We start from the raw sequence: 17,946 nt of genomic DNA on the forward strand, positions 1-17,946 counted from the left end.
GCCTTCAGATCCGAATCTTACAAACTAGCTGCCCTCTAGAGCGTGGCACTGGGCTAGGGATTGCAACGACAGAGAAAGGAGAGGACCTCGCCCATTAGACAGTTTATGGCTTGGTACTTCTCAGGGGAGGCTGAGAGGATTTCTGCCTCTGACTGCACATAGGTAGATGGCAATAGTTCGTCGCGGCAGTTGGAGACAAGCCCTTGCACCAGTTCTGGCGTGGTTTCCAAGTGAAACTGGAGGCCGATCACTGAGCGTCCAAGCTGAAAGGCCTGATTCTCACAGCCTTCGCTTTTGGCAAGGTGAATTGCACCGGGCGGCAGCTCGAAAGTTTCCCCGTGCCAGTGAAAAGCCTCAATCAAAGGCGGGAAGCGAAAGGCCAGCTCGTTAGCCGGTTGGATCCCTTGCACCGGCCACCAGCCTATTTCCTTAACGGGATTTGGAAACACCCGAGCCCCCATTGCGCTGGCGATCAGTTGCGCCCCCAGACAGATGCCCAAAATAGACTTGCCAGCCTCGATAGCATTGCGGATGAACTCTTTCTCCTGGCCCAGCCAAGGAAACGTGCTTTCGTCATTGGCACTCATAGGGCCACCCATGACGATGAGCATGTCAAATTCATCCAGGCTCGGCAATCTCGTCGATTCAAAAAACTTTGTGCCTGTTACAGGGTATCCCTTGGCTCTAAGCCAAGACTCTATGTAGCCAAGACCCTCAAACGGCACATGTTGTAGGTAATATGCACGCATGACGAGATGGGATCTCTCCTCATCACCCACAATAGGATTAACAACTTGACGCCTTAACTCACCTGCTGCCTAAAGTCCCAGCCTGTAATCTAGCCCAGGGTCGAGAGCAGTGAAAGTAGCGCTGCCCCCTGCAACCGGTTGTTAGCCGGCCTACCGTTCGGCCTCTTCTTCGTACTCATCCAAAACACTTTCGGAGAGGTGCGATAGATGTGGTTGACGCGCGAGCTCGCGCACGCTGTCGTATGAAAGGAATGTGCAGCTCTCCGCAAGCGGTCCCCTATCAAGTAGGGAAAAGACGGGCCGGCGCAACTCCTGAAAGACCTTCTCCCGCCGTGTGGCTGGCGCCACGATGTGAAGGCGGATGTCCATGTTCGGTTGGAGTGCAAGTAGGTCAGCCATTCGCAGAATGCCGGAGTAGATCGAAGTTGTGTGCTCCACCTCGAAAGCGCGCTTGATCGCCCGACCCTTAAGCCAGAGGACGTCAATTTGCTCGATTGTCCTCAGGGTGGTGTCATCGTAATTCAACGGTAGGTGCTCAAGGATGGGTGGGTGATCTCCCCGCCACTCCGCTAGCACCGCAGCCCTGTCGGATCTTGGAAGCCAGATCTGCATTCCCATCCTGGAACCAATCTCAGCGAGGAGTGCCTGAATCTTGATTGATTCCCGTACCTCCTCTTCCGGCTCCGGTGGAGCCTCCACTACTTCGGTTCCTTCTGGGACGATCACCGACACGTCCTTGTCCGCTCTGCGAATGCGATGAGCGAGAAGTCTTTTGTACTCGTTTTCATCGACGGGATACGTCACCTCTCCAGAGGCCTGGGCCTTGATCGCTGCCTCAAGAAACGCCCCATCGTTCTCGTCAAGCTGAACTAGGCCCCCACGAAGCTTGCCAGTCCACGTAGACGAACTCCTGCTTTGACCACGCGTGAAAGAGAGAGTATTCCACACGTGGTCTTCATGGATAGGAAGGGCCTTTTCAACGGACAACCAAGCAATCGGTCTGACTCGGAAGCGAACTACAAATGGATCACCGACAGGAAAGAACAGCGGGGTTTCGTCCAGGTACGGTCCTTCCAGAACCTCCAGCACCCCGACCCATCTCGAAAGCTTCGTCACGTAGCAGACAAGCCTGTCGCCGGTCTTGACTTTGCCGGCAACACCCCAGCGACGAAGGGGAAAACCGGACACCGTTCGATCGGAACGGCTGAAGGCCTCATATGTCTCAGGGGAAAACAGTTGGACAAAGTACGCCATGTCTCTCTTTCGTGTGCGTCCGGCTAACGCAAAAGTTCACCCGCCGCAGCCCCTGCAACGGCGTAGCGTCGTACAAACTCGTAATGCAGCCCCCGTCGCGGTGCAAGGCCTGTTTAGCTGCCACCCCATGCTGTCAATACTGTATGGAGATTTCGTCACCAATGCCCTAGGCAGTTACCTTGATTGCCGATGCAACCACTTTTATATTGCCGCAAGCCTATTGCGGCAAACTGGACAGTTTACGCTGCAACGCGCCACGAACCCACCCTCAGGGCTCAACAAAGGCGGTTGTGGGGTCAGAAGTCCATTAGAGATTCTTGAAGGGATGCCTTCTGGCGGAGGGATCCCCTCATCCCTGTGGACCTCAAGAGTTATTGCGAATTGTTACACATGTAACGGTTCCCAACCAGCTCAGTTCCGTTTCTCGGGTAGAACGGGAAACAGGTCATAGGGGATAATGCTTACCCGTAGGCTGTTTGCATCACCAGACGGAGAGCGACCGCATGTTTACTCTGGTTAAGCCCATCACCCGCCACGTTGCCCCTGCTGAGGTGGGGGATCGCCGCTTGATGAAGGTGGTGTACGTGGTGTTGGAGCCGCAGTATCAGAGCGCCCTGACGGCGGCGGTGCAGCGCATCAATGCCCACAACCCTAAGCTGGCGGTGGAGCTGTCGGGGTACTTGGTGGAGGAGCTGCGGGATCCCTCGGGGTATGAGGCTTTCCAGCGGGATCTGGAGACAGCCAATGTCTTTATTGGATCCCTAATCTTTATCGAAGACATTGCCCAGAAAGTAGTGCAGGCGGTGGAGCCCCTGCGGGAGCGGCTGGATGCGGTGGTGGTCTTCCCCTCCATGCCCGAGGTGATGCGCCTTAATAAGCTGGGATCCTTCTCCATGGCGCAGCTAGGGCAGTCCAAGAGCGCCATTGCCCAGTTCATGCGCAAGCGCCAGCAGGGATCCAGCTTCCAAGAGGGGATGCTGAAGCTGCTGCAGACCCTGCCCAAGGTGTTGAAGTACTTGCCCTTCGACAAGGCGCAGGATGCCCGCAACTTCATGCTCAGCTTCCAGTACTGGCTGGGCGGATCCCGGGAGAACCTGGAGAACTTTTTGCTCATGCTGGCGGATCGCTACCTGCCAGGGATGCGGGGGCAGCTCTCCTTTGCTGAGCCCGTCACCTACTTGGAGATGGGTATCTGGCACCCGCTGGCACCACAAATGTTTGCCAGCCTGGCGGAGTACTGGGACTGGTACAATGCCCGCGAGGATCTGCCAGAGGACGTGAAGGATCCCTTGGCCCCCTGCGTGGGGCTGGTGCTGCAGCGCACCCACCTGGTGACGGGGGATGATGCCCACTATGTTGCCATGGTGCAAGAGCTGGAGTCGCGCGGAGCGCGAGTGGTGCCGGTGTTTGCCGGCGGCTTGGACTTCTCCAAGCCAGTGAACGAGTTTTTCTGGAACGAGCAGAAGACGGCGCCCATTGTGGATGTAGTGGTGTCGCTAACCGGGTTTGCCCTAGTGGGCGGGCCAGCGCGGCAGGATCACCCCAAGGCAGTGGAGACACTCAAGCGGCTAAATCGCCCCTATATGGTGGCCCTGCCCTTGGTGTTTCAATCCACCGAGGAATGGGCCAACAGTGACTTGGGCCTGCACCCGGTGCAGGTGGCGCTGCAAGTTGCCATTCCCGAGCTGGACGGGGCCATTGAGCCAATCATCCTCTCGGGGCGGGACGCCGTCACCGGCAAAGCTCACGCAATGCAGGATCGGATTGAGCTGATTGCAGCGCGGGCCATTAAATGGGCCAATCTGCGGCGCAAGCCCAAGATAGAGAAGAAAATTGCCATCACCATTTTCAGCTTTCCGCCAGACAAGGGCAATGTGGGAACAGCCGCCTACCTGGATGTGTTTGCCTCCATCCACCGGGTGATGCAGGCGCTGGCCCACAATGGCTACGACCTGGGGCCAGAGCTGCCCAAAACCCCCCAGGAGCTGATGGAGTCCATCCTCCACGATCCCCAAGCTCAGTACGCTAGCCCGGAGCTGAATGTAGCGGCCAAGCTGTCGGTGCGGGAGTACGAGGCCCTGACCCCCTACGTCAAAGCCATTGAGAAATACTGGGGGCCAGCTCCAGGGCACCTGAACACCGATGGGCAAAATCTACTGATTTACGGCAAGCACTTTGGCAACGTGTTCATCGGGGTGCAGCCCACCTTTGGCTACGAAGGGGATCCCATGCGGCTACTTTTTTCCAGGTCGGCCAGTCCCCACCACGGCTTTGCCGCCTACTACACCTACCTGGAAAAGGTTTGGAAAGCCGACGTGGTCATCCACTTTGGCACTCACGGGTCTCTCGAGTTCATGCCGGGCAAGCAGATTGGCATGTCCAGCGAGTGCTACCCGGATAACCTAATTGGATCCCTGCCTAACCTTTACTACTACGCTGCCAACAACCCCAGCGAGGCCACCATCGCCAAGCGGCGGGGCTATGCCTGCACCATTAGCTACCTGACACCGCCGGCAGAAAACGCTGGCCTCTACAAGGGGCTGCAGGAGCTGCGGGAGCTGATTGGCTCTTACCAAACCCTGCGGGAGGGGGCGCGGGGCATTGCCATTGTCAATGCCATCTGCGACAAGGCGCGGCTAGTCAACCTAGACAAAGACGTGGAGCTGCCGACGGTGGACGCTGCCCAGCTCACCCTAGAAGAACGGGACACGGTGGTGGGCAAGCTCTACGCCAAGCTGATGGAGATTGAGTCGCGGCTGTTGCCCTGTGGGCTGCATGTGATTGGGGCGCCCCCCACAGCAGAAGAGGCGATTGCCACCTTGGTAAGCATTGCCAGCATTGACCGGCCGGAGGAAGGGATCCTCGGCCTACCCCGCATCATTGCCCAGAGCCTGGGTCGGGATATCGACGAAATCTACCGCAACCGGGATCGGGGGCACCTGGCGGATACAGAGCTGCTGGATCGCATCAACAAGGCCTGCCATAAAGCAGTGGCCGCGCTCGTGCAGGAACAGACCGACGCCCAGGGGCGGGTCTCGCGCGTGGCCAAGCTCAACTTCTTCAACATGGGACGGCAGGCGCCCTGGCTGGTGGCCCTGAAGGAGGCGGGCTACCCGCAGGTGGATCCAGACCTGCTCAAGCCTTTGTTTGAGTTTCTGGAGGAGTGCCTCAAGCAGATTACGGCAGATTACGAGCTAGGATCGCTGCTGCGGGCCTTGGAAGGGGAGTACATCCCGCCGGGCCCGGGAGGGGATCCCATCCGCAACCCCAACGTCTTGCCAACTGGGCGCAACATCCATGCTTTGGATCCCCAGTCCATCCCCACGGCAGCGGCCATCAGGTCGGCGGAGATTGTGGTGGAACGGCTGCTGGCGCGGGAGCTGAGCGCCAACGGCGGCAGGTACCCGGAGACCATCTCAGTGGTGCTCTGGGGCACGGACAACATCAAGACCTACGGCGAGTCGCTGGCGCAGGTGCTCTGCCTGCTGGGGGTGCGTCCTAAGCCAGATGCCCTGGGGCGGGTAAACAAAGTGGAGCTCATCCCCCTGGAGGAGCTGGGGCGGCCCCGCATTGACGTGGTGGTGAACTGTTCCGGGGTATTCCGGGATCTCTTTGTCAACCAAATGGCCCTCCTCGACCGGGCAGTGAAGCTAGCAGCCCTAGCCGATGAGCCGCTGGAGCTGAACTTTGTGCGCAAGCATGCCCTACAGCAGGCAGAAGAATTGGGGCTGACCCTGGAGCAGGCGGCAACGCGGGTCTTTTCCAACGCTTCTGGCTCCTACTCGGCCAACATCAGCCTGGCAGTGGAAAACAGCTCTTGGGAGGACGAAAGCGAGCTGCGGGAGATGTACCTATCCCGCAAGTCCTTTGCCTTCGGCTCCAATTTGCCCAACCAGCAGATGCGGCAGCTTTTTGAGGCCAGCCTGAAGACGGTGGATGTAACCTTCCAAAACCTGGATTCGTCGGAGATTAGTCTGACAGACGTCAGCCACTACTTTGATGCGGATCCCACCAAACTGGTGCAGAGCCTGCGCCCCGACGGCAAGGCTCCCTCAGCCTACATTGCCGATACCACCACGCCCAACGCCCAGATCCGCACCCTGAGCGAGACCATTCGCCTGGACGCTCGCACCAAGCTCCTCAACCCCAAGTGGTATGAGGGCATGCTCAAGCACGGCTACGAAGGGGTGCGGGAGATTGCCAAGCGGCTGGTGAACACCTCTGGCTGGTCGGCCACGGCAGGTGCGGTGGACAACTGGATCTATGAGGAGGCCAACGAGACCTTTATCAAGGACGAGGCAATGCGGCAGCGCCTCATGAACCTCAACCCCCACTCCTTCCGGCGCATCGTCGGCACCCTGCTGGAGGTGCATGGGCGTGGCTACTGGCAAACTTCCCAAGCCAACATCGAGCGCCTGCAGGAGCTGTATCAGGAAGTGGAAGACCGGATCGAGGGGGTGGAGTAGCTGGTCAAGGCCATCCCCGCAGAGGAGAGCTGAGGCTTCTCCTTGCATTTGCTGGCATAAGGGGGTTGGTAGCAAAGCCCCCAGAAAGTTCGCCCTCTGGCGCTAGGGCGAAGGCCGGCAGGAGTGCAGCTTTTAGCTTTCCTCTTCCAAAATGCGGGGCACCTTGAAGAACATGTCGACGCGGTCGGGGGCGTTAGCTAGGATCCCCTCGACATTGGCGTAGGGCTCCACCTCATCGGGGCGAGTGGGCAGCTCGATATCGAGGACATGGAAAGTAGGCTCTACGCCTTCAGTGTCCAGCTCTTTAAGCTGTTCTACGTAGGCCAGAATATCTGCTAGCTGCTGGGTAAACTGGATTTCCTCTTCCTCAGTGAGCTCTAGCCGCGCCAGGTGAGCGACGTGGCGTACTTCTTCGCGAGTCAGCATTGCTTCCTTGGCCCTATGGGCTACCGATGAGTTTACCTTAGCCAGACCTCAAAAGAGCTCCAGGTTGGCACGCCCTGTGGTTTTGAGCCAGTTTTGGGCCTCGATGTAGTTGTTGGGGGCAATGCGAATGGCACGGATCCAGTATCGGGCAGCTTCGTCAAATAGGGCCTCAGCCGTTTCTTCATCCCCAGCTTGCAGACTCTGCTCACCTTTGTGGTGCAGCAAAACGGCAATGTTGTTGAGGGCAGAGCAGAGGCGGGGGTTGAGCTCTAGGGCCTGGTGGTAGTACTCCAGGGCCTTGTCCAGGTCTCCAGTGCTTTGGTAAATCAGGCCCATGTTGTAGAGGATGTAGCTGCGGTCTTGGTCGTCCTTCTCTAAAGCCAAAGCCTCGCGGTAGTTTTCTAGGGCCTCGGCATATTCCCCTTCGCTTTGGGCCGCCATGCCGTCTCGGTAGTAGGCAAAGGCTTTCTTCTCCTCCGAACTCACCCCCGGCAGCAACTTGAGGATTAGATCAGCCAGGACAGTGAAGGTTTTGTCGATGAAGTTGTCGTTCTTCATGCCGCGGGGCATGGTTGACCTCCCCTAGGGTGCCTCTTCTTTGCGTTGTACCACGCCCACAAAACCCCTAGGTTGAGCTTTGCCCAGAAGAGGCCGAGCGGCGCTTGCTTAGGCGCACCGGGTGCCACTGTACGGTTTCACCAGGGGAGACTTCCAGTTCACAAGTAGTGTCGATGAGCCGTTGCGCCTGGGCTTGGGGAGTGGGGTAGCGGGCCAGATCCGCATCCACCAGATGGGGATGTTCTTGAAGCAGCCGCACGAGGAACTCCTGCAATTCCTCAGAGCTGAGAAATTGCTCTGGCAGGCCCGGGATCAGCAGCACGTAGTGATTGGCAGCGCGGAGCGGTTCGGGTTGGGGGTCTGACATATGAGTGTCAGGAAGGGCTGCAACTCTCTTGGTATTCTGAAAAAGACTTTCTTGGCTTTTGTCTGCCGTCTTGTGGGCTTTGAGAGTGCTATGGCCAAGCCGCGCACCTTTTCCGGCATTCAGCCCTCTGGTGAGCTGCACCTGGGCAATTACCTAGGGGCGATTAAAAACTGGGTGGCCGACCAGGAGCACTACGAGAACTTCTTTTGCATTGTGGATCAGCACGCGGTCACTGTGCCCCAGGATCCCAAGCTGTTGAGGGAGCGCACCCGTTCCCTGTTTGCCCTTTATTTGGCCTGTGGCCTCAAGCTGGAGTATTGTGTGCTGTTTGTGCAGTCCCATGTGCCTGCCCATACGGAGCTGGCCTGGCTGTTTGCCACTATCACTCCCATGAACTGGGCAGAGCGCATGATCCAGTACAAGGAAAAGAAAGAAAAACAGGGAGAGGAGACAAGTGTTGGCCTGTTTAGCTACCCCATTCTGCAGGCGGCGGACATTCTCCTCTACCAGCCCAAGTACGTGCCCGTGGGAGAGGATCAGCGGCAGCATATTGAGCTGTGTCGGGACATTGCCCGCCGCTTTAATGACCGCTTTGGGCAGACCTTTGTCATCCCTGAGGCATTAATTCGTCCGCAAGGGGCGCGGATCATGAGCTTGACCGATGGCACCCGCAAGATGTCCAAGTCAGATCCCTCCGAGTTCAGCCGCATCCACCTGCTGGACAGCCCGGATGCCATTCGCAAAAAGATTCAAAAAGCCAAGACCGACTCCATCCGAGGCATTACCTTTGACGACCCGGCCCGCCCAGAAGCCCACAATTTGCTGACGATCTACATGCTCACCTCCGGCAAGAGCAAGGAGGAGGTAGCGGCTGAATGTGCCGAGATGGGATGGGGGCAGTTCAAACCCCTGCTTGCCGACAGCATTATCGCCACTCTAGAGCCCATTCAAAAGCGCTACCAGGAGCTCTGGAGTGACCCTGGCTACCTCCACGAGCTAATGCGGGAAAATGCTGCCAAGGCCCGTGCCGTGGCCGAGCAAACCCTCCAAAAGGTGCGAGATGCAATGGGGTTTCTGAGCCTTGAGGGATCCCTCACTTAGGCCCCTCGCGAACTTCGACAGGGCTAGGGGCAAGGCCCAGCTCGGCCAGGATCCCTTTCCAAACCAGAGGCAAGCGCTCCTGCCATTTTTGCCGGTGGTTGATCACGTACACGCAGAGCAGAGTAATGCCTACGCCCACCCACTGCTGCGGGGTGAGGGTCTCGCCCAGGAGGGTGCTGCCGAAGAAAAGGGCAAACACGGGGGTGAGAAAGGTTAGGGAGCTGAACTCGGTGAGATTTTCCTGGGAGGCGAAGTAGAAGAAGAGGGCATAGGCCACAGCGCTTCCCATCACCGAGGCGTAGAGTAGATCCAGCCAATGGATGCCGCTTAGGTGCTGCCACTGCTCGCTTTCTGTCAGCGCCGAAAGCAGGACCAAGGGCAGGCTACCCAGCACCATGTGCCAGCCGGTCGCCAACACGGGATCCGCCACCTCTGCCACCTTGGGCATCATCACGGTGCCGATGGCCATTGACAGCGAAGCCAGCAACATCCAGCCAACGCCAGCTCCTAGCTGCAGGGATCCCCCCCCTCCAAGGCCAATAAGGCCGATGCCGAAAACTCCTAGCCCCAAGCTCAGCCAGCCCAGCACCCCCAGCCGCTCCCCGTAAAACCAGGTGGCCAGCAGGGCTACCACCAGGGGCTGCGAGTCAATTAGCACAGATCCCAAGCCGGCGCCGGTTTCCTGCAGTCCTTGCGCCAAAAATCCCTGAAAGCAGGTGGCGTCCACCAGGGCAAAGGCCAAGACCCACAGCCAGCCCTGCAGTCCCTGGGGATGCCAGGGCTGAGACGCTCCGGAGGCCCGCCCCTGCCAGATCCGGAAGGCCAAAACCAGGATCCCGGCCGGCAACAGCCTCAGAATGGCAATGAAGAGCGGAGTGGTCTCAGAGAGGGCATCTCGCATCGCCACCATTGCCGAACCCCAAAGGAAAAACGGGGCAATCATCAGCAGGCGTTGCCAGATAGGCTGAGATAACTCGTTGGATTGAGCCATAGGCGCTTCAAACTTGACAACAGAAGTCAACCCCATGTTAAGCGCTGCGGCAACCTAGTTACAAACCTTAACTATGGGATCCCTGGAGGGCTTTCTCAACCTAGATAAGCCGGCAGGGCTCACCTCCCACGACTGCGTGGCGGCAGTGCGGCGAACCTTGCGCACCCGCCAGGTGGGACATGGGGGCACCCTGGATCCGGCGGCAACGGGAGTTTTGCCCATCGCCGTGGGGCGGGCGACGCGCTTTTTGGCGTTTTTGCCAGGAGACAAGGTCTACCGGGCAACCTTTCGCTTTGGGCAGCGCAGCGACACTGACGATGCCGAGGGGCAGGTGGAGGTGGGATCCCCTTGTCCAGAGCTAAGTCGCGAGCAGGTGGAGGAATGTCTGCGGGAGTTTGTCGGCGAGATCTGGCAGGTGCCGCCTCTTTACAGCGCCATCAAACGGCAGGGGAAAAAGCTTTATGAGCTGGCGCGGGCGGGGGCAAAGGCCTCAGAGCTAGGGCTAGAGCCGCGGCGGGTGGTGATTCGGCACCTGCAGATCCTAGACTGGCGTCCCGGCGAGTTCCCGGAAGTGGATCTGGAGATTGCCTGTGGCCCCGGCACCTACATCCGTGCCCTTGCCCGCGATGTGGGGGAAAAGCTTGGCTGTGGCGGCTTGATGAGCCAGCTGCGGCGGCTGCAAAGTGGCCCTTTTCGCCTTGAAGAGAGTTGGCCGCTAGAGGTGTGGCAGGGATCTGCCAATCCTGCTGCTGCCCTGCTGCCCATTGAGTGGGGCTTTGCCAGCTGGGAGTCAGTTTCTCTGTCACCCTCAGACAGCCGACGCTGGCAGCAAGGTCAGGCCATTCCTCTGGATCCCGCTCAGGCCACTGCCGAGACCCTGCGGGTGAAAAGCCACCAGGGAGAGTTTTTGGGGTTGGGACAACGCCAGGGCAGATTGCTCAAGCCGCTGCGGGTGCTGTTGCCGGATTCCTGATTTCCCTGTCGGGGAAAAACCTCCGGTGTGGTAGACTGCGTGAGAGCCAACCAAGGGCGGAAAACGCCTCAGTGGGTGCAGCTTGCTTGCCGGGAGCAGTTGAAGAGTTCTATTTTTCAACCTAGCCTTTTCAACCTAGCCTTTTAAGACGCCACAAAAACGGAGTTGGGGATATGCGCGATGCCATAACCACCCTGATCAAAACCTACGACCTGACAGGCCGCTACCTGGATCGGGATGCCATGGACGCTCTTAGGGCCTTTTACGATTCGGGGTTGCGGCGCATCAAAGCTGTGCAGGTCATCAACCTCAACTCGGTGGACATTGTCAAGACGGCGGCGGCAGCCTTGTTCGCCGAGGTGCCGGAGCTGATCCGCCCAGGGGGCAACGCCTACACTACCCGCCGCTATGCCACCTGCCTGCGGGATATGGACTACTTCCTGCGCTATGCCTCCTACGCCCTGGTGGCTGGCGACAACAGCATTTTGGACGAGCGCGTTTTGGCCGGTCTGCGAGAGACCTACAACTCCCTTGGTGTGCCGATTGCTCCAACCGTCATTGGGATCCAAAACATGAAGCGGCGCACCCTAGAGCTGCTTGGCACCGACGAGGACTACAGCTTTGTAGCCGAGCCCTTCGACTACCTGAGTGCCAAACTCAGTGAAACCGATATCTAGCCTCCTAGAGAGGGCAGGAATCTTCCCAGATCCCTTGCTTTGGTGGGGGTACGTTACCATCGTGGTAGCGCGCTAAGGATCTCCCGGGAAGGGAAAGAGCGGCCGTGGGGCGCGGCCCGAAGCCTTGTCCTAACTTTCCAGGAAGGCACGGCATCGTTGAACCCAAGCGCGAAGGTCGCCCTTTGCATGTCCCTCACAGCCTCCCTCGCTGGGGGCAGAAGGGGAGCAGTTGGTGGACTCAAGCCAAAGGCAGCGAAAACATGAAAGCTGTTGTCATGAACGTGCCCGGCGGGCCGGAGGTCTTGCAACTCCAGGAAGTGCCCGATCCCCAGATCCGCGGCGAGCGAGAGCTGCTTGTTCGTCTCAAGGCTGCTGGCGTCAACCCCATCGACACTAAGCTGCGGCGGCGAGGCACCTTCTACCCGGAAGAGATGCCGGCCATCTTGGGGTGTGACGGGGCTGGCGTTGTGGAAGCGGTGGGCTCTGGAGTGCGGCAGTTTCGGGTTGGCGATGAGGTCTACTTCTGCTATGGCGGCCTGGGCAAGCAACCGGGGAACTATGCTGAGCTGATCGTGGTGGATGAGCGCTTTGTGGCTCCCAAGCCCAGAACCCTTAGCTTTGCCGAGGCTGCTGCGGCTCCCCTAGTGTTGATCACTGCCTGGGAGGCCCTCTACGAGCGAGGGCGGCTGCAGGCTGGCCAAAAGGTGCTTATCCACGCCGGCGCCGGAGGGGTAGGTCATGTAGCCATTCAACTAGCCCGTCTGCGGGCCTGCGAGGTGGCCACTACGGTGAGCACGCCAGAAAAGGCTGAGTTCGTCCGTTCTCTGGGAGCCAACCTGCCCATCTTCTACCGCCAGACTGACTTTGTGCGGGCTGTCTTAGACTGGACGGCTGGGGAAGGAGTGGATCTGGCGCTAGATACCCTGGGCGGCCCAGTACTGGAGCAGACCTTTCCGGCTGTGCGTGTGTACGGCGATCTCGTCACGCTGCTGGCGCCTGCTCCGGAGACCGATTGGCGGGTGGCCCGTGACCGCAACCTACGGGTAGGCTTTGAGCTGATGCTCACGCCGATGCTGAAGAATCTTGTTGCTGCCCAGCAACATCAGGCAGAGATTCTCAGGCAGTGCGCTCGCCTCATCGACCAAGGCCAACTGCGTATCCGTCTCAGCCACACCTTTCCTTTGGCCGAAGCGGCTGCTGCCCACCGCTTGCTGGAGCAGGGATCCGTTCTCGGCAAAATTGCCTTAACCATTCCCGATTAGGCTGGCTAAGGGAGGCCCTGCCCAGCTCCGCCTATGGCTGACCCACTTACCCCTCACCTGCTGGAGAACGAGAGCTTCTATGAGAACGCCCTCTGCTGGCTGGGGCGGCCGCAGACGGTCTATCGGCTGCTGAGCGAAGCGGTTTTCCCACCAATTTCCTCGTGGGTGCGGGGAGAAGTGGATAGCCGTTCTTTTAACCACTGGCAGCCGGAAGACGTGCGCACCTTTCTCTACCCGGTGGTGGCCCTAGGAGACGAGGAGACGCTTGTCCTTGCCAGCGAGGCTCTCCTACTTTGCGGCATTGGCACCTACTACAATCCCTGCGACCTGGCAATTGTGGTGTTCGTGCAGCAGCCCCAAGAGCTGTTTAGCCAACTGATGCAACGCATCCGCCGCACCGAAGCCATCATCACCCGCGGGCCAGAAGTGCGCATGCTTTCGGAACAGGTGAGCCTGGCCAAGCGAGGACAAGACTACATCAACACCAAATACTTGGTCTGGCCCTACGCCCTTTCTGCTGCCGCTCAAGAGACTCTGGTTAAGCAAGGGATCAGCATTATTCGCCTTTCACCCCCAGAGGCTGCTTTGCCCTTTGGAGGCTAAGCGAAAATAGGGATCCCTTATCCCCAGTTTTCTATGGCCAGTGCCCACCTGCCGCCCCTCATTCAAGCAATGTTGGAGCCGGGGTTTTACCCCCATCCAGTGCGGGAGCCGATCCAGCTTCTCCAAACCCACATCTCCTATGTTCTCCTGACGGGCGACTATGCCTACAAAGTGAAGAAGCCCGTGGACTTTGGCTTTCTAAACTTCACCACGCTGGAGCGGCGGCGCCACTTTTGCCAAGAAGAGCTGCGCCTAAACCAGCGCGGGGCGCCGGGGCTTTACCTCCAGGTGTTGCCCATTGGGCAAACCCAAGGCCGGTTTCAGCTTGGCGGCAGTGGCGAGCCGGTGGAGTACACCCTTAAAATGCGGCAATTTCCCCAAGAGCAACTCTTCAGCAACCTCCTCGAGCGGGGGGAGCTGACGCCAGCCTTGATGGAGGAGCTGGGACGGGTGGTGGCAGCCTTTCACGCCCAGGCTGAGACCAACGACTACATCCGCAGCTTTGGCCGGCCAGAGCGGGTACGGGGGGCCTTCGACGAAAATTACGCCCAAACCCAGCGCTACGTGGGCGGTCCCCAGACGGCTGAGCAGTATCAGGAGACCCAAGCCTACACGGAGCGCTTTTTCGCCGAGCGGCAGGAGCTGTTTTACCAGAGAATGGCCCAAGGCCGCATCCGCGAAGGCCACGGGGATCTGCATCTCGGCAACCTCTGTTGGTGGGAAGGCCAGATCTTGCTGTTTGATTGCATCGAGTTCAACGAGGCTTTCCGCTTTGTGGATACGATGTACGACGTATCCTACGCGGTGATGGATTTGGACGCCCGCCACCGCCCCGATCTGGGCAACGCCTACTTAAACACCTATCTGGAAGAAACGGGTGACTGGGAAGGACTGAAGATCTTGCCCATTTACCTCAATCGCCAGGCCTATGTGCGGGCCAAGGTTACCTCTTTTCTGCTGGACGATCCTGCCGCTGCGGAAGCTGACAAAGCCGATGCCTTCCACACTGCCGCCCGCTACTACCGACTGGCCTGGGAATACACCCTTCCCAAACAGGGACAGTTGTTTTTGATGGCTGGCCTCTCGGGAGCGGGCAAAAGTACAGTGGCCCGGTACCTAGCCCGGCAGCGGGGAGCCATTCACATTCGCTCCGATGCCGTGCGCAAGCACTTGGCCGGGATCCCTCTGCGGCAGCGGGGGGGGCCGGAGGTGTATACGCCAGAGATGACCGAGAAGACCTACCGCCGCCTGGTGGAATTGGGCGTGGAGTTGGCCCGGGAAGGTTACAGCGTAATTCTGGACGCCAAGTTTGACCGGCAAGCGCTGCGGGGCATGGCCATTGAACAGGCCCAAAAGTGCGGGATTCCCTTGCGCATTCTCCACTGTTACGCCCCTGAACCTGTCCTCCGTGAGCGTCTGCAACGGCGTATGGCCGCAGGTACAGTCGAGGGAGGAAACCTAGCCGACATTGCCGATGCCACTGCCGATCTCCTTGCCCAGCAGCAGGCGCAGTGGCAGGATTTTTCCGAGGGGGAACGGTCTTACTTGACGGTGTTGGACACCAGTCAAGATTGGCAAGCGCAACTGCAGGAGATCACCAGTGAGCGAGGTAACGGCTAAGGATTTGCACTTGATGCCGTTGTTTGAAGGCTTTTCCCCCGAGGTGCTCGAGCCGCTAGCCCGTCAGATGGCGCTGCGCTCCCATGCCGTCAACCAGGCCATCGTGTTGCAAAATGACTGGGGCAGTACCGTCTATTTCATCCTGGAGGGTTGGGTCAAGATTCGCACTCACGATACAGAGGGGCGGGAGATTACCCTCACCATTCTCGGCCCAGGCGAGATCTTTGGAGAGATGGCCGCTTTGGATGAGGCGCCTCGTTCCAGCGATGTGGTTGCCTTAACACCGACCAAGGTTTGTTCTCTGTCGGCCCAGCATTTTCTAGCTTTCTTGGCTGCCAATGCCCAGGCTGGCATTCGCCTTGCCCAGCTCATGTCCCGCCGTCTGCGGCAGCTTAACCGGCGGCTGCAGTTGCGCGAGGCCAGCAGTGTTGCCCGCGTGGCCGATATTCTCCTCTTCTTGGCCGAATCTCGGGGCTGGGTCAGCCGCAGCGGTGTGGAAATCCCCAACTTACCCCATCGGGAGCTGAGTAGCTTAAGCGGCTTAGCTAGGGAGACCGTTACCCGCGTTCTCTCCAAGCTAGAACGAAAGGAGTTGATCCGCCGGGATCGCAGCCGCAACATTCTCTGTATTCCGCAGCTGGAGGCCCTGGAAAAGCTCCTTGGCTAAACTAGGGCGCTACCTGTTGCCAAAGACCTCCTGAGCACCCTAAAATAGGGGCTACGAAAAGCCGGGATAGCTCAGTTGGTAGAGCAGAGGACTGAAAATCCTCGTGTCACCAGTTCGAATCTGGTTCCTGGCATCCTATCTTGTTTTCCTGAGCTTTTCGAGATAGGTCCACACCCTAGGTTGGGAGCTTGCTGGCGCTGGCAAGTTGGCCACCAGGCAGCCCCCCCTAGTTTTCGCGGCGCACAACACTTTCATGCCAGTGGCCCAGGATTTTGTCGGACAGGGCGCTCAAGGCCACAAAGATTAGGATCCCCAGGCCAGTCAGCAGCACCAGAGCCGCAAACATGCGGGGCACCTGTAAGTTGAAGCTGGAGATCAAAATCTGGTAGGCGATCCCGGCCCGCTCCCCGCCGCTACCTGCAACAAACTCGGCCACCACCGCTCCAATGAGAGAAAGGCCACCGCTGATGCGCAAGCCCCCGAGGAAATAGGGCAGGGCGCTGGGCAGGCGCAGGTAGATCAGAGTTTGCCAGCGATTGGCCTTGTACAGTTGAAACAGGTTGAGCAGGTTGTGATCGACGCTGTTTAGCCCCAGGGTAGTGTTGGAGAGAATGGGGAAGAAGGCAACAATCCAGGCGCAGACCACCATGGCCGCAAAGGTGTTGTTGCGCAGCCAGATGATAATGAGTGGCGCGATGGAAATGATGGGCGTTGTCTGCAAAACCACCGCATAGGGGAAAAGGCTGCGCTCAATCCATTTGCTCTGGCTAAACAAAACGGCCAGCAACAGCCCAGAGATGGCAGCCAAGAGGAAAGCCACCACGGTAACCTGCAAGGTAACCAGCAGCGAAGGAAAAAGGGATCCCCACTCCTTCACCAGGGTTCTGGCCACCAAAACCGGCCCCGGCAACAGGTAAGGGGGAACCCCTGTCAGCCGCACCGCCACCTCCCAAAGCCCCAGAAAAAGGAGGCCGACGATCCCAGGGGCAATCACATCCGGATTGAGCCACCTACCTAGATCCAACCGCTGGGGAGAAGTCGGCAGACCAGAGCCAGCTACCTCAGCCTCACTGCGGGGGCCGGGCCTGAGTCTCTCGTTCACCCCACCGCCCAGAGCCCCAGTCGACCCATGCCAAGACCAGCGCTCCGGCAGGACAGGCAGGGATCCCAGCCGGCGATCCAAGAACTGGAGAAGGGAGGCGAAAAGATCCAGCATAGAGAAAAGCAGGCACCCTGTCAGCGCAACCGTCCAACCGAGAGAGGAGGCAGGTAAGGCTCCTGAGTCGTGCTACCCATAGCTTCGCGCAAACGGGCTGCCACCTCCCGACAGTAGTCGTTGTAAAGGGGCGAGGTGCGAAAGTCTTCTGAACGAGGGTAGGGGGCATCGATGGGGATATCCGCCACTACTCGCCCCGGACGAGCCGCCATGACCACGACGCGGTTGGAGAGGTAGACGGCCTCGTAAATGTTGTGGGTAACAAAGACTACCGTCCACCGCTGCTCCTGCCACAGCTCCAGCAGCTCACTGTTTAATTTGCTGCGGGTGATCTCGTCCAAAGCTCCAAACGGCTCGTCCATGAGCAGCACCTGGGGCTGGGTGACGAGGGCGCGGGCAATGGAAACGCGCATGCGCATCCCCCCTGAGAGCTCGCGGGGAAAACTGTGCTCAAACCCTTGCAAGCCCACCTGGCGCAGCGCCTGCAATACCTTGGGCTCCGCTTTCTCCCTAGGCTCGCCCGCCAACTTCAGGGGCAAGCGCACATTCTCCATCACCGTGGCCCAGGGCAGGAGGGCTGGCTCCTGGAAGACAAAAGCCAACTTGGGTTCCACCGGGCGGCTGGGGAGGTTTTGCTGGCAGTGGCCCCCCCACTCAATAGAGCCACTGGTCAACTGCCCTAGGCCGGCAATTAGCCGGAGCACTGTACTTTTCCCACAGCCCGAGGGCCCCACCAAGCTGACAAACTGCCCCTCTGGAATGGCTAGGCTCATATCCTGCAAGGCCACCGTGCCGTTGGCATAGACCTTGCTGACATGGTTGAGGAGAATCATCGGGGCAGGCATGGCTTACTTTTCCTGGCTCAGGGATCGGCGAGGGAGCGCTAAACTAATCGTACCCCTGCCGCCGCCGCAACTTGTTGACATACTCCCCGCCCTGAAGGGCATTCGCGACAGCGGGCCGTAGGCCGGGGATTCTCGTTCTTGGTTCCACGAGCGCACTTACCATGTCAGGTT

At 59.1% G+C, this 17,946-nt stretch carries 16 protein-coding genes and 1 tRNA gene; 9 read left to right on the plus strand and 8 right to left on the minus strand.

Annotated elements, in window-relative coordinates; translation table 11 throughout:
• Nucleotides 1–53: 53 nt before the first annotated feature.
• A complete protein-coding gene (locus NW806_RS03670) occupies nt 54–749 on the minus strand; it encodes a type 1 glutamine amidotransferase (protein WP_414410063.1) in 696 nt (231 codons plus the stop codon).
• 150 nt (nt 750–899) lie between these two features.
• Entirely contained in the window at nt 900–2,003 is a 1,104-nt protein-coding gene (locus NW806_RS03675; protein ID WP_414410064.1) for a hypothetical protein, read from the minus strand.
• A 503-nt stretch (nt 2,004–2,506) separates the two neighbouring features.
• Here NW806_RS03675 and NW806_RS03680 point away from each other — a divergent pair.
• Entirely contained in the window at nt 2,507–6,469 is a 3,963-nt protein-coding gene (locus NW806_RS03680) for a magnesium chelatase subunit H (RefSeq protein WP_414410065.1), read from the plus strand.
• Nucleotides 6,470–6,601: 132 nt separating this feature from the next.
• Here NW806_RS03680 and gatC read toward each other — a convergent pair whose 3' ends face one another.
• Genes gatC through NW806_RS03695 form a run of 3 tightly spaced genes read right to left on the minus strand, consistent with a single transcriptional unit; the run spans nt 6,602 to nt 7,820 of the window.
• Nucleotides 6,602–6,895: an Asp-tRNA(Asn)/Glu-tRNA(Gln) amidotransferase subunit GatC gene (gene gatC, locus NW806_RS03685; RefSeq protein ID WP_414396802.1), complete on the minus strand. Its 294-nt coding sequence runs from the start codon at nt 6,893–6,895 to the stop codon at nt 6,602–6,604.
• A gap of 48 nt (nt 6,896–6,943) precedes the next feature.
• Nucleotides 6,944–7,465: a photosystem I assembly protein Ycf3 gene (locus NW806_RS03690; RefSeq protein WP_414396804.1), complete on the minus strand. Its 522-nt coding sequence runs from the start codon at nt 7,463–7,465 to the stop codon at nt 6,944–6,946.
• 55 nt (nt 7,466–7,520) lie between these two features.
• A complete protein-coding gene (locus NW806_RS03695) occupies nt 7,521–7,820 on the minus strand; it encodes a chlororespiratory reduction protein 7 (protein WP_414410066.1) in 300 nt (99 codons plus the stop codon).
• Nucleotides 7,821–7,910: 90 nt separating this feature from the next.
• Between NW806_RS03695 and trpS the strand changes: the two genes are divergently transcribed.
• Nucleotides 7,911–8,921: a tryptophan--tRNA ligase gene (gene trpS, locus NW806_RS03700; protein WP_414410073.1), complete on the plus strand. Its 1,011-nt coding sequence runs from the start codon at nt 7,911–7,913 to the stop codon at nt 8,919–8,921.
• Here trpS and NW806_RS03705 read toward each other — a convergent pair.
• The gene (locus NW806_RS03705; protein WP_414410067.1) at nt 8,914–9,912 is read right to left on the minus strand and encodes a DMT family transporter; all 999 of its coding nucleotides are present in this window, start codon (nt 9,910–9,912) and stop codon (nt 8,914–8,916) included. The genes trpS and NW806_RS03705 overlap by 8 nt on opposite strands.
• A gap of 73 nt (nt 9,913–9,985) precedes the next feature.
• On the opposite strand from NW806_RS03705, the gene truB reads away from it, so the two are divergent.
• The 7 genes from truB to NW806_RS03740 all read left to right on the plus strand — a co-directional run bounded on the left by truB (nt 9,986) and on the right by NW806_RS03740 (nt 15,847).
• Entirely contained in the window at nt 9,986–10,885 is a 900-nt protein-coding gene (gene truB / locus NW806_RS03710; RefSeq protein WP_414410068.1) for a tRNA pseudouridine(55) synthase TruB, read from the plus strand.
• A 173-nt stretch (nt 10,886–11,058) separates the two neighbouring features.
• Entirely contained in the window at nt 11,059–11,562 is a 504-nt protein-coding gene (apcB, locus tag NW806_RS03715; protein ID WP_414396814.1) for an allophycocyanin subunit beta, read from the plus strand.
• 260 nt (nt 11,563–11,822) lie between these two features.
• Nucleotides 11,823–12,824, plus strand: a complete 1,002-nt coding sequence (locus NW806_RS03720) for a zinc-dependent alcohol dehydrogenase family protein (RefSeq protein WP_414396815.1) — start codon at nt 11,823–11,825, stop codon at nt 12,822–12,824.
• A gap of 33 nt (nt 12,825–12,857) precedes the next feature.
• The gene (locus NW806_RS03725; protein WP_414396817.1) at nt 12,858–13,427 is read left to right on the plus strand and encodes a hypothetical protein; all 570 of its coding nucleotides are present in this window, start codon (nt 12,858–12,860) and stop codon (nt 13,425–13,427) included.
• A gap of 33 nt (nt 13,428–13,460) precedes the next feature.
• Nucleotides 13,461–15,047 carry an AAA family ATPase gene (locus tag NW806_RS03730; RefSeq protein ID WP_414410069.1) on the plus strand — a complete coding sequence of 529 codons (1,587 nt, stop codon included), beginning with the start codon at nt 13,461–13,463 and terminating at the stop codon, nt 15,045–15,047.
• A 13-nt stretch (nt 15,048–15,060) separates the two neighbouring features.
• Entirely contained in the window at nt 15,061–15,714 is a 654-nt protein-coding gene (locus tag NW806_RS03735) for a Crp/Fnr family transcriptional regulator (protein WP_414405059.1), read from the plus strand.
• Nucleotides 15,715–15,774: 60 nt separating this feature from the next.
• Nucleotides 15,775–15,847 (plus strand) — tRNA-Phe (locus NW806_RS03740).
• Nucleotides 15,848–15,940: 93 nt separating this feature from the next.
• On the opposite strand, the gene NW806_RS03745 is transcribed toward NW806_RS03740, so the two are convergent.
• Both NW806_RS03745 and NW806_RS03750 read right to left on the minus strand, forming a co-directional pair.
• Complete coding sequence (locus NW806_RS03745) at nt 15,941–16,930, minus strand: ABC transporter permease (protein WP_414410070.1); 990 nt, start codon at nt 16,928–16,930, stop codon at nt 15,941–15,943.
• A 20-nt stretch (nt 16,931–16,950) separates the two neighbouring features.
• Nucleotides 16,951–17,775, minus strand: a complete 825-nt coding sequence (locus tag NW806_RS03750; protein ID WP_414396826.1) for an ABC transporter ATP-binding protein — start codon at nt 17,773–17,775, stop codon at nt 16,951–16,953.
• Nucleotides 17,776–17,946 lie beyond the last annotated feature (171 nt).

The organism is Synechococcus sp. W65.1 (genome assembly GCF_047461615.1).
Classification (GTDB): domain Bacteria; phylum Cyanobacteriota; class Cyanobacteriia; order Thermostichales; family Thermostichaceae; genus Thermostichus.

Coding starts and splice junctions, on each gene's coding strand:
- NW806_RS03670 (WP_414410063.1), bottom strand. CDS start 749: ATGCGTGCATATTACCTACAACATGTGCCGTTTGAGGGTCTTGGCTAC.
- NW806_RS03675 (WP_414410064.1), bottom strand. CDS start 2,003: ATGGCGTACTTTGTCCAACTGTTTTCCCCTGAGACATATGAGGCCTTC.
- NW806_RS03680 (WP_414410065.1), top strand. CDS start 2,507: ATGTTTACTCTGGTTAAGCCCATCACCCGCCACGTTGCCCCTGCTGAG.
- gatC (WP_414396802.1), bottom strand. CDS start 6,895: ATGCTGACTCGCGAAGAAGTACGCCACGTCGCTCACCTGGCGCGGCTA.
- NW806_RS03690 (WP_414396804.1), bottom strand. CDS start 7,465: ATGCCCCGCGGCATGAAGAACGACAACTTCATCGACAAAACCTTCACT.
- NW806_RS03695 (WP_414410066.1), bottom strand. CDS start 7,820: ATGTCAGACCCCCAACCCGAACCGCTCCGCGCTGCCAATCACTACGTG.
- trpS (WP_414410073.1), top strand. CDS start 7,911: ATGGCCAAGCCGCGCACCTTTTCCGGCATTCAGCCCTCTGGTGAGCTG.
- NW806_RS03705 (WP_414410067.1), bottom strand. CDS start 9,912: ATGGCTCAATCCAACGAGTTATCTCAGCCTATCTGGCAACGCCTGCTG.
- truB (WP_414410068.1), top strand. CDS start 9,986: ATGGGATCCCTGGAGGGCTTTCTCAACCTAGATAAGCCGGCAGGGCTC.
- apcB (WP_414396814.1), top strand. CDS start 11,059: ATGCGCGATGCCATAACCACCCTGATCAAAACCTACGACCTGACAGGC.
- NW806_RS03720 (WP_414396815.1), top strand. CDS start 11,823: ATGAAAGCTGTTGTCATGAACGTGCCCGGCGGGCCGGAGGTCTTGCAA.
- NW806_RS03725 (WP_414396817.1), top strand. CDS start 12,858: ATGGCTGACCCACTTACCCCTCACCTGCTGGAGAACGAGAGCTTCTAT.
- NW806_RS03730 (WP_414410069.1), top strand. CDS start 13,461: ATGGCCAGTGCCCACCTGCCGCCCCTCATTCAAGCAATGTTGGAGCCG.
- NW806_RS03735 (WP_414405059.1), top strand. CDS start 15,061: ATGCCGTTGTTTGAAGGCTTTTCCCCCGAGGTGCTCGAGCCGCTAGCC.
- NW806_RS03745 (WP_414410070.1), bottom strand. CDS start 16,930: ATGCTGGATCTTTTCGCCTCCCTTCTCCAGTTCTTGGATCGCCGGCTG.
- NW806_RS03750 (WP_414396826.1), bottom strand. CDS start 17,775: ATGCCTGCCCCGATGATTCTCCTCAACCATGTCAGCAAGGTCTATGCC.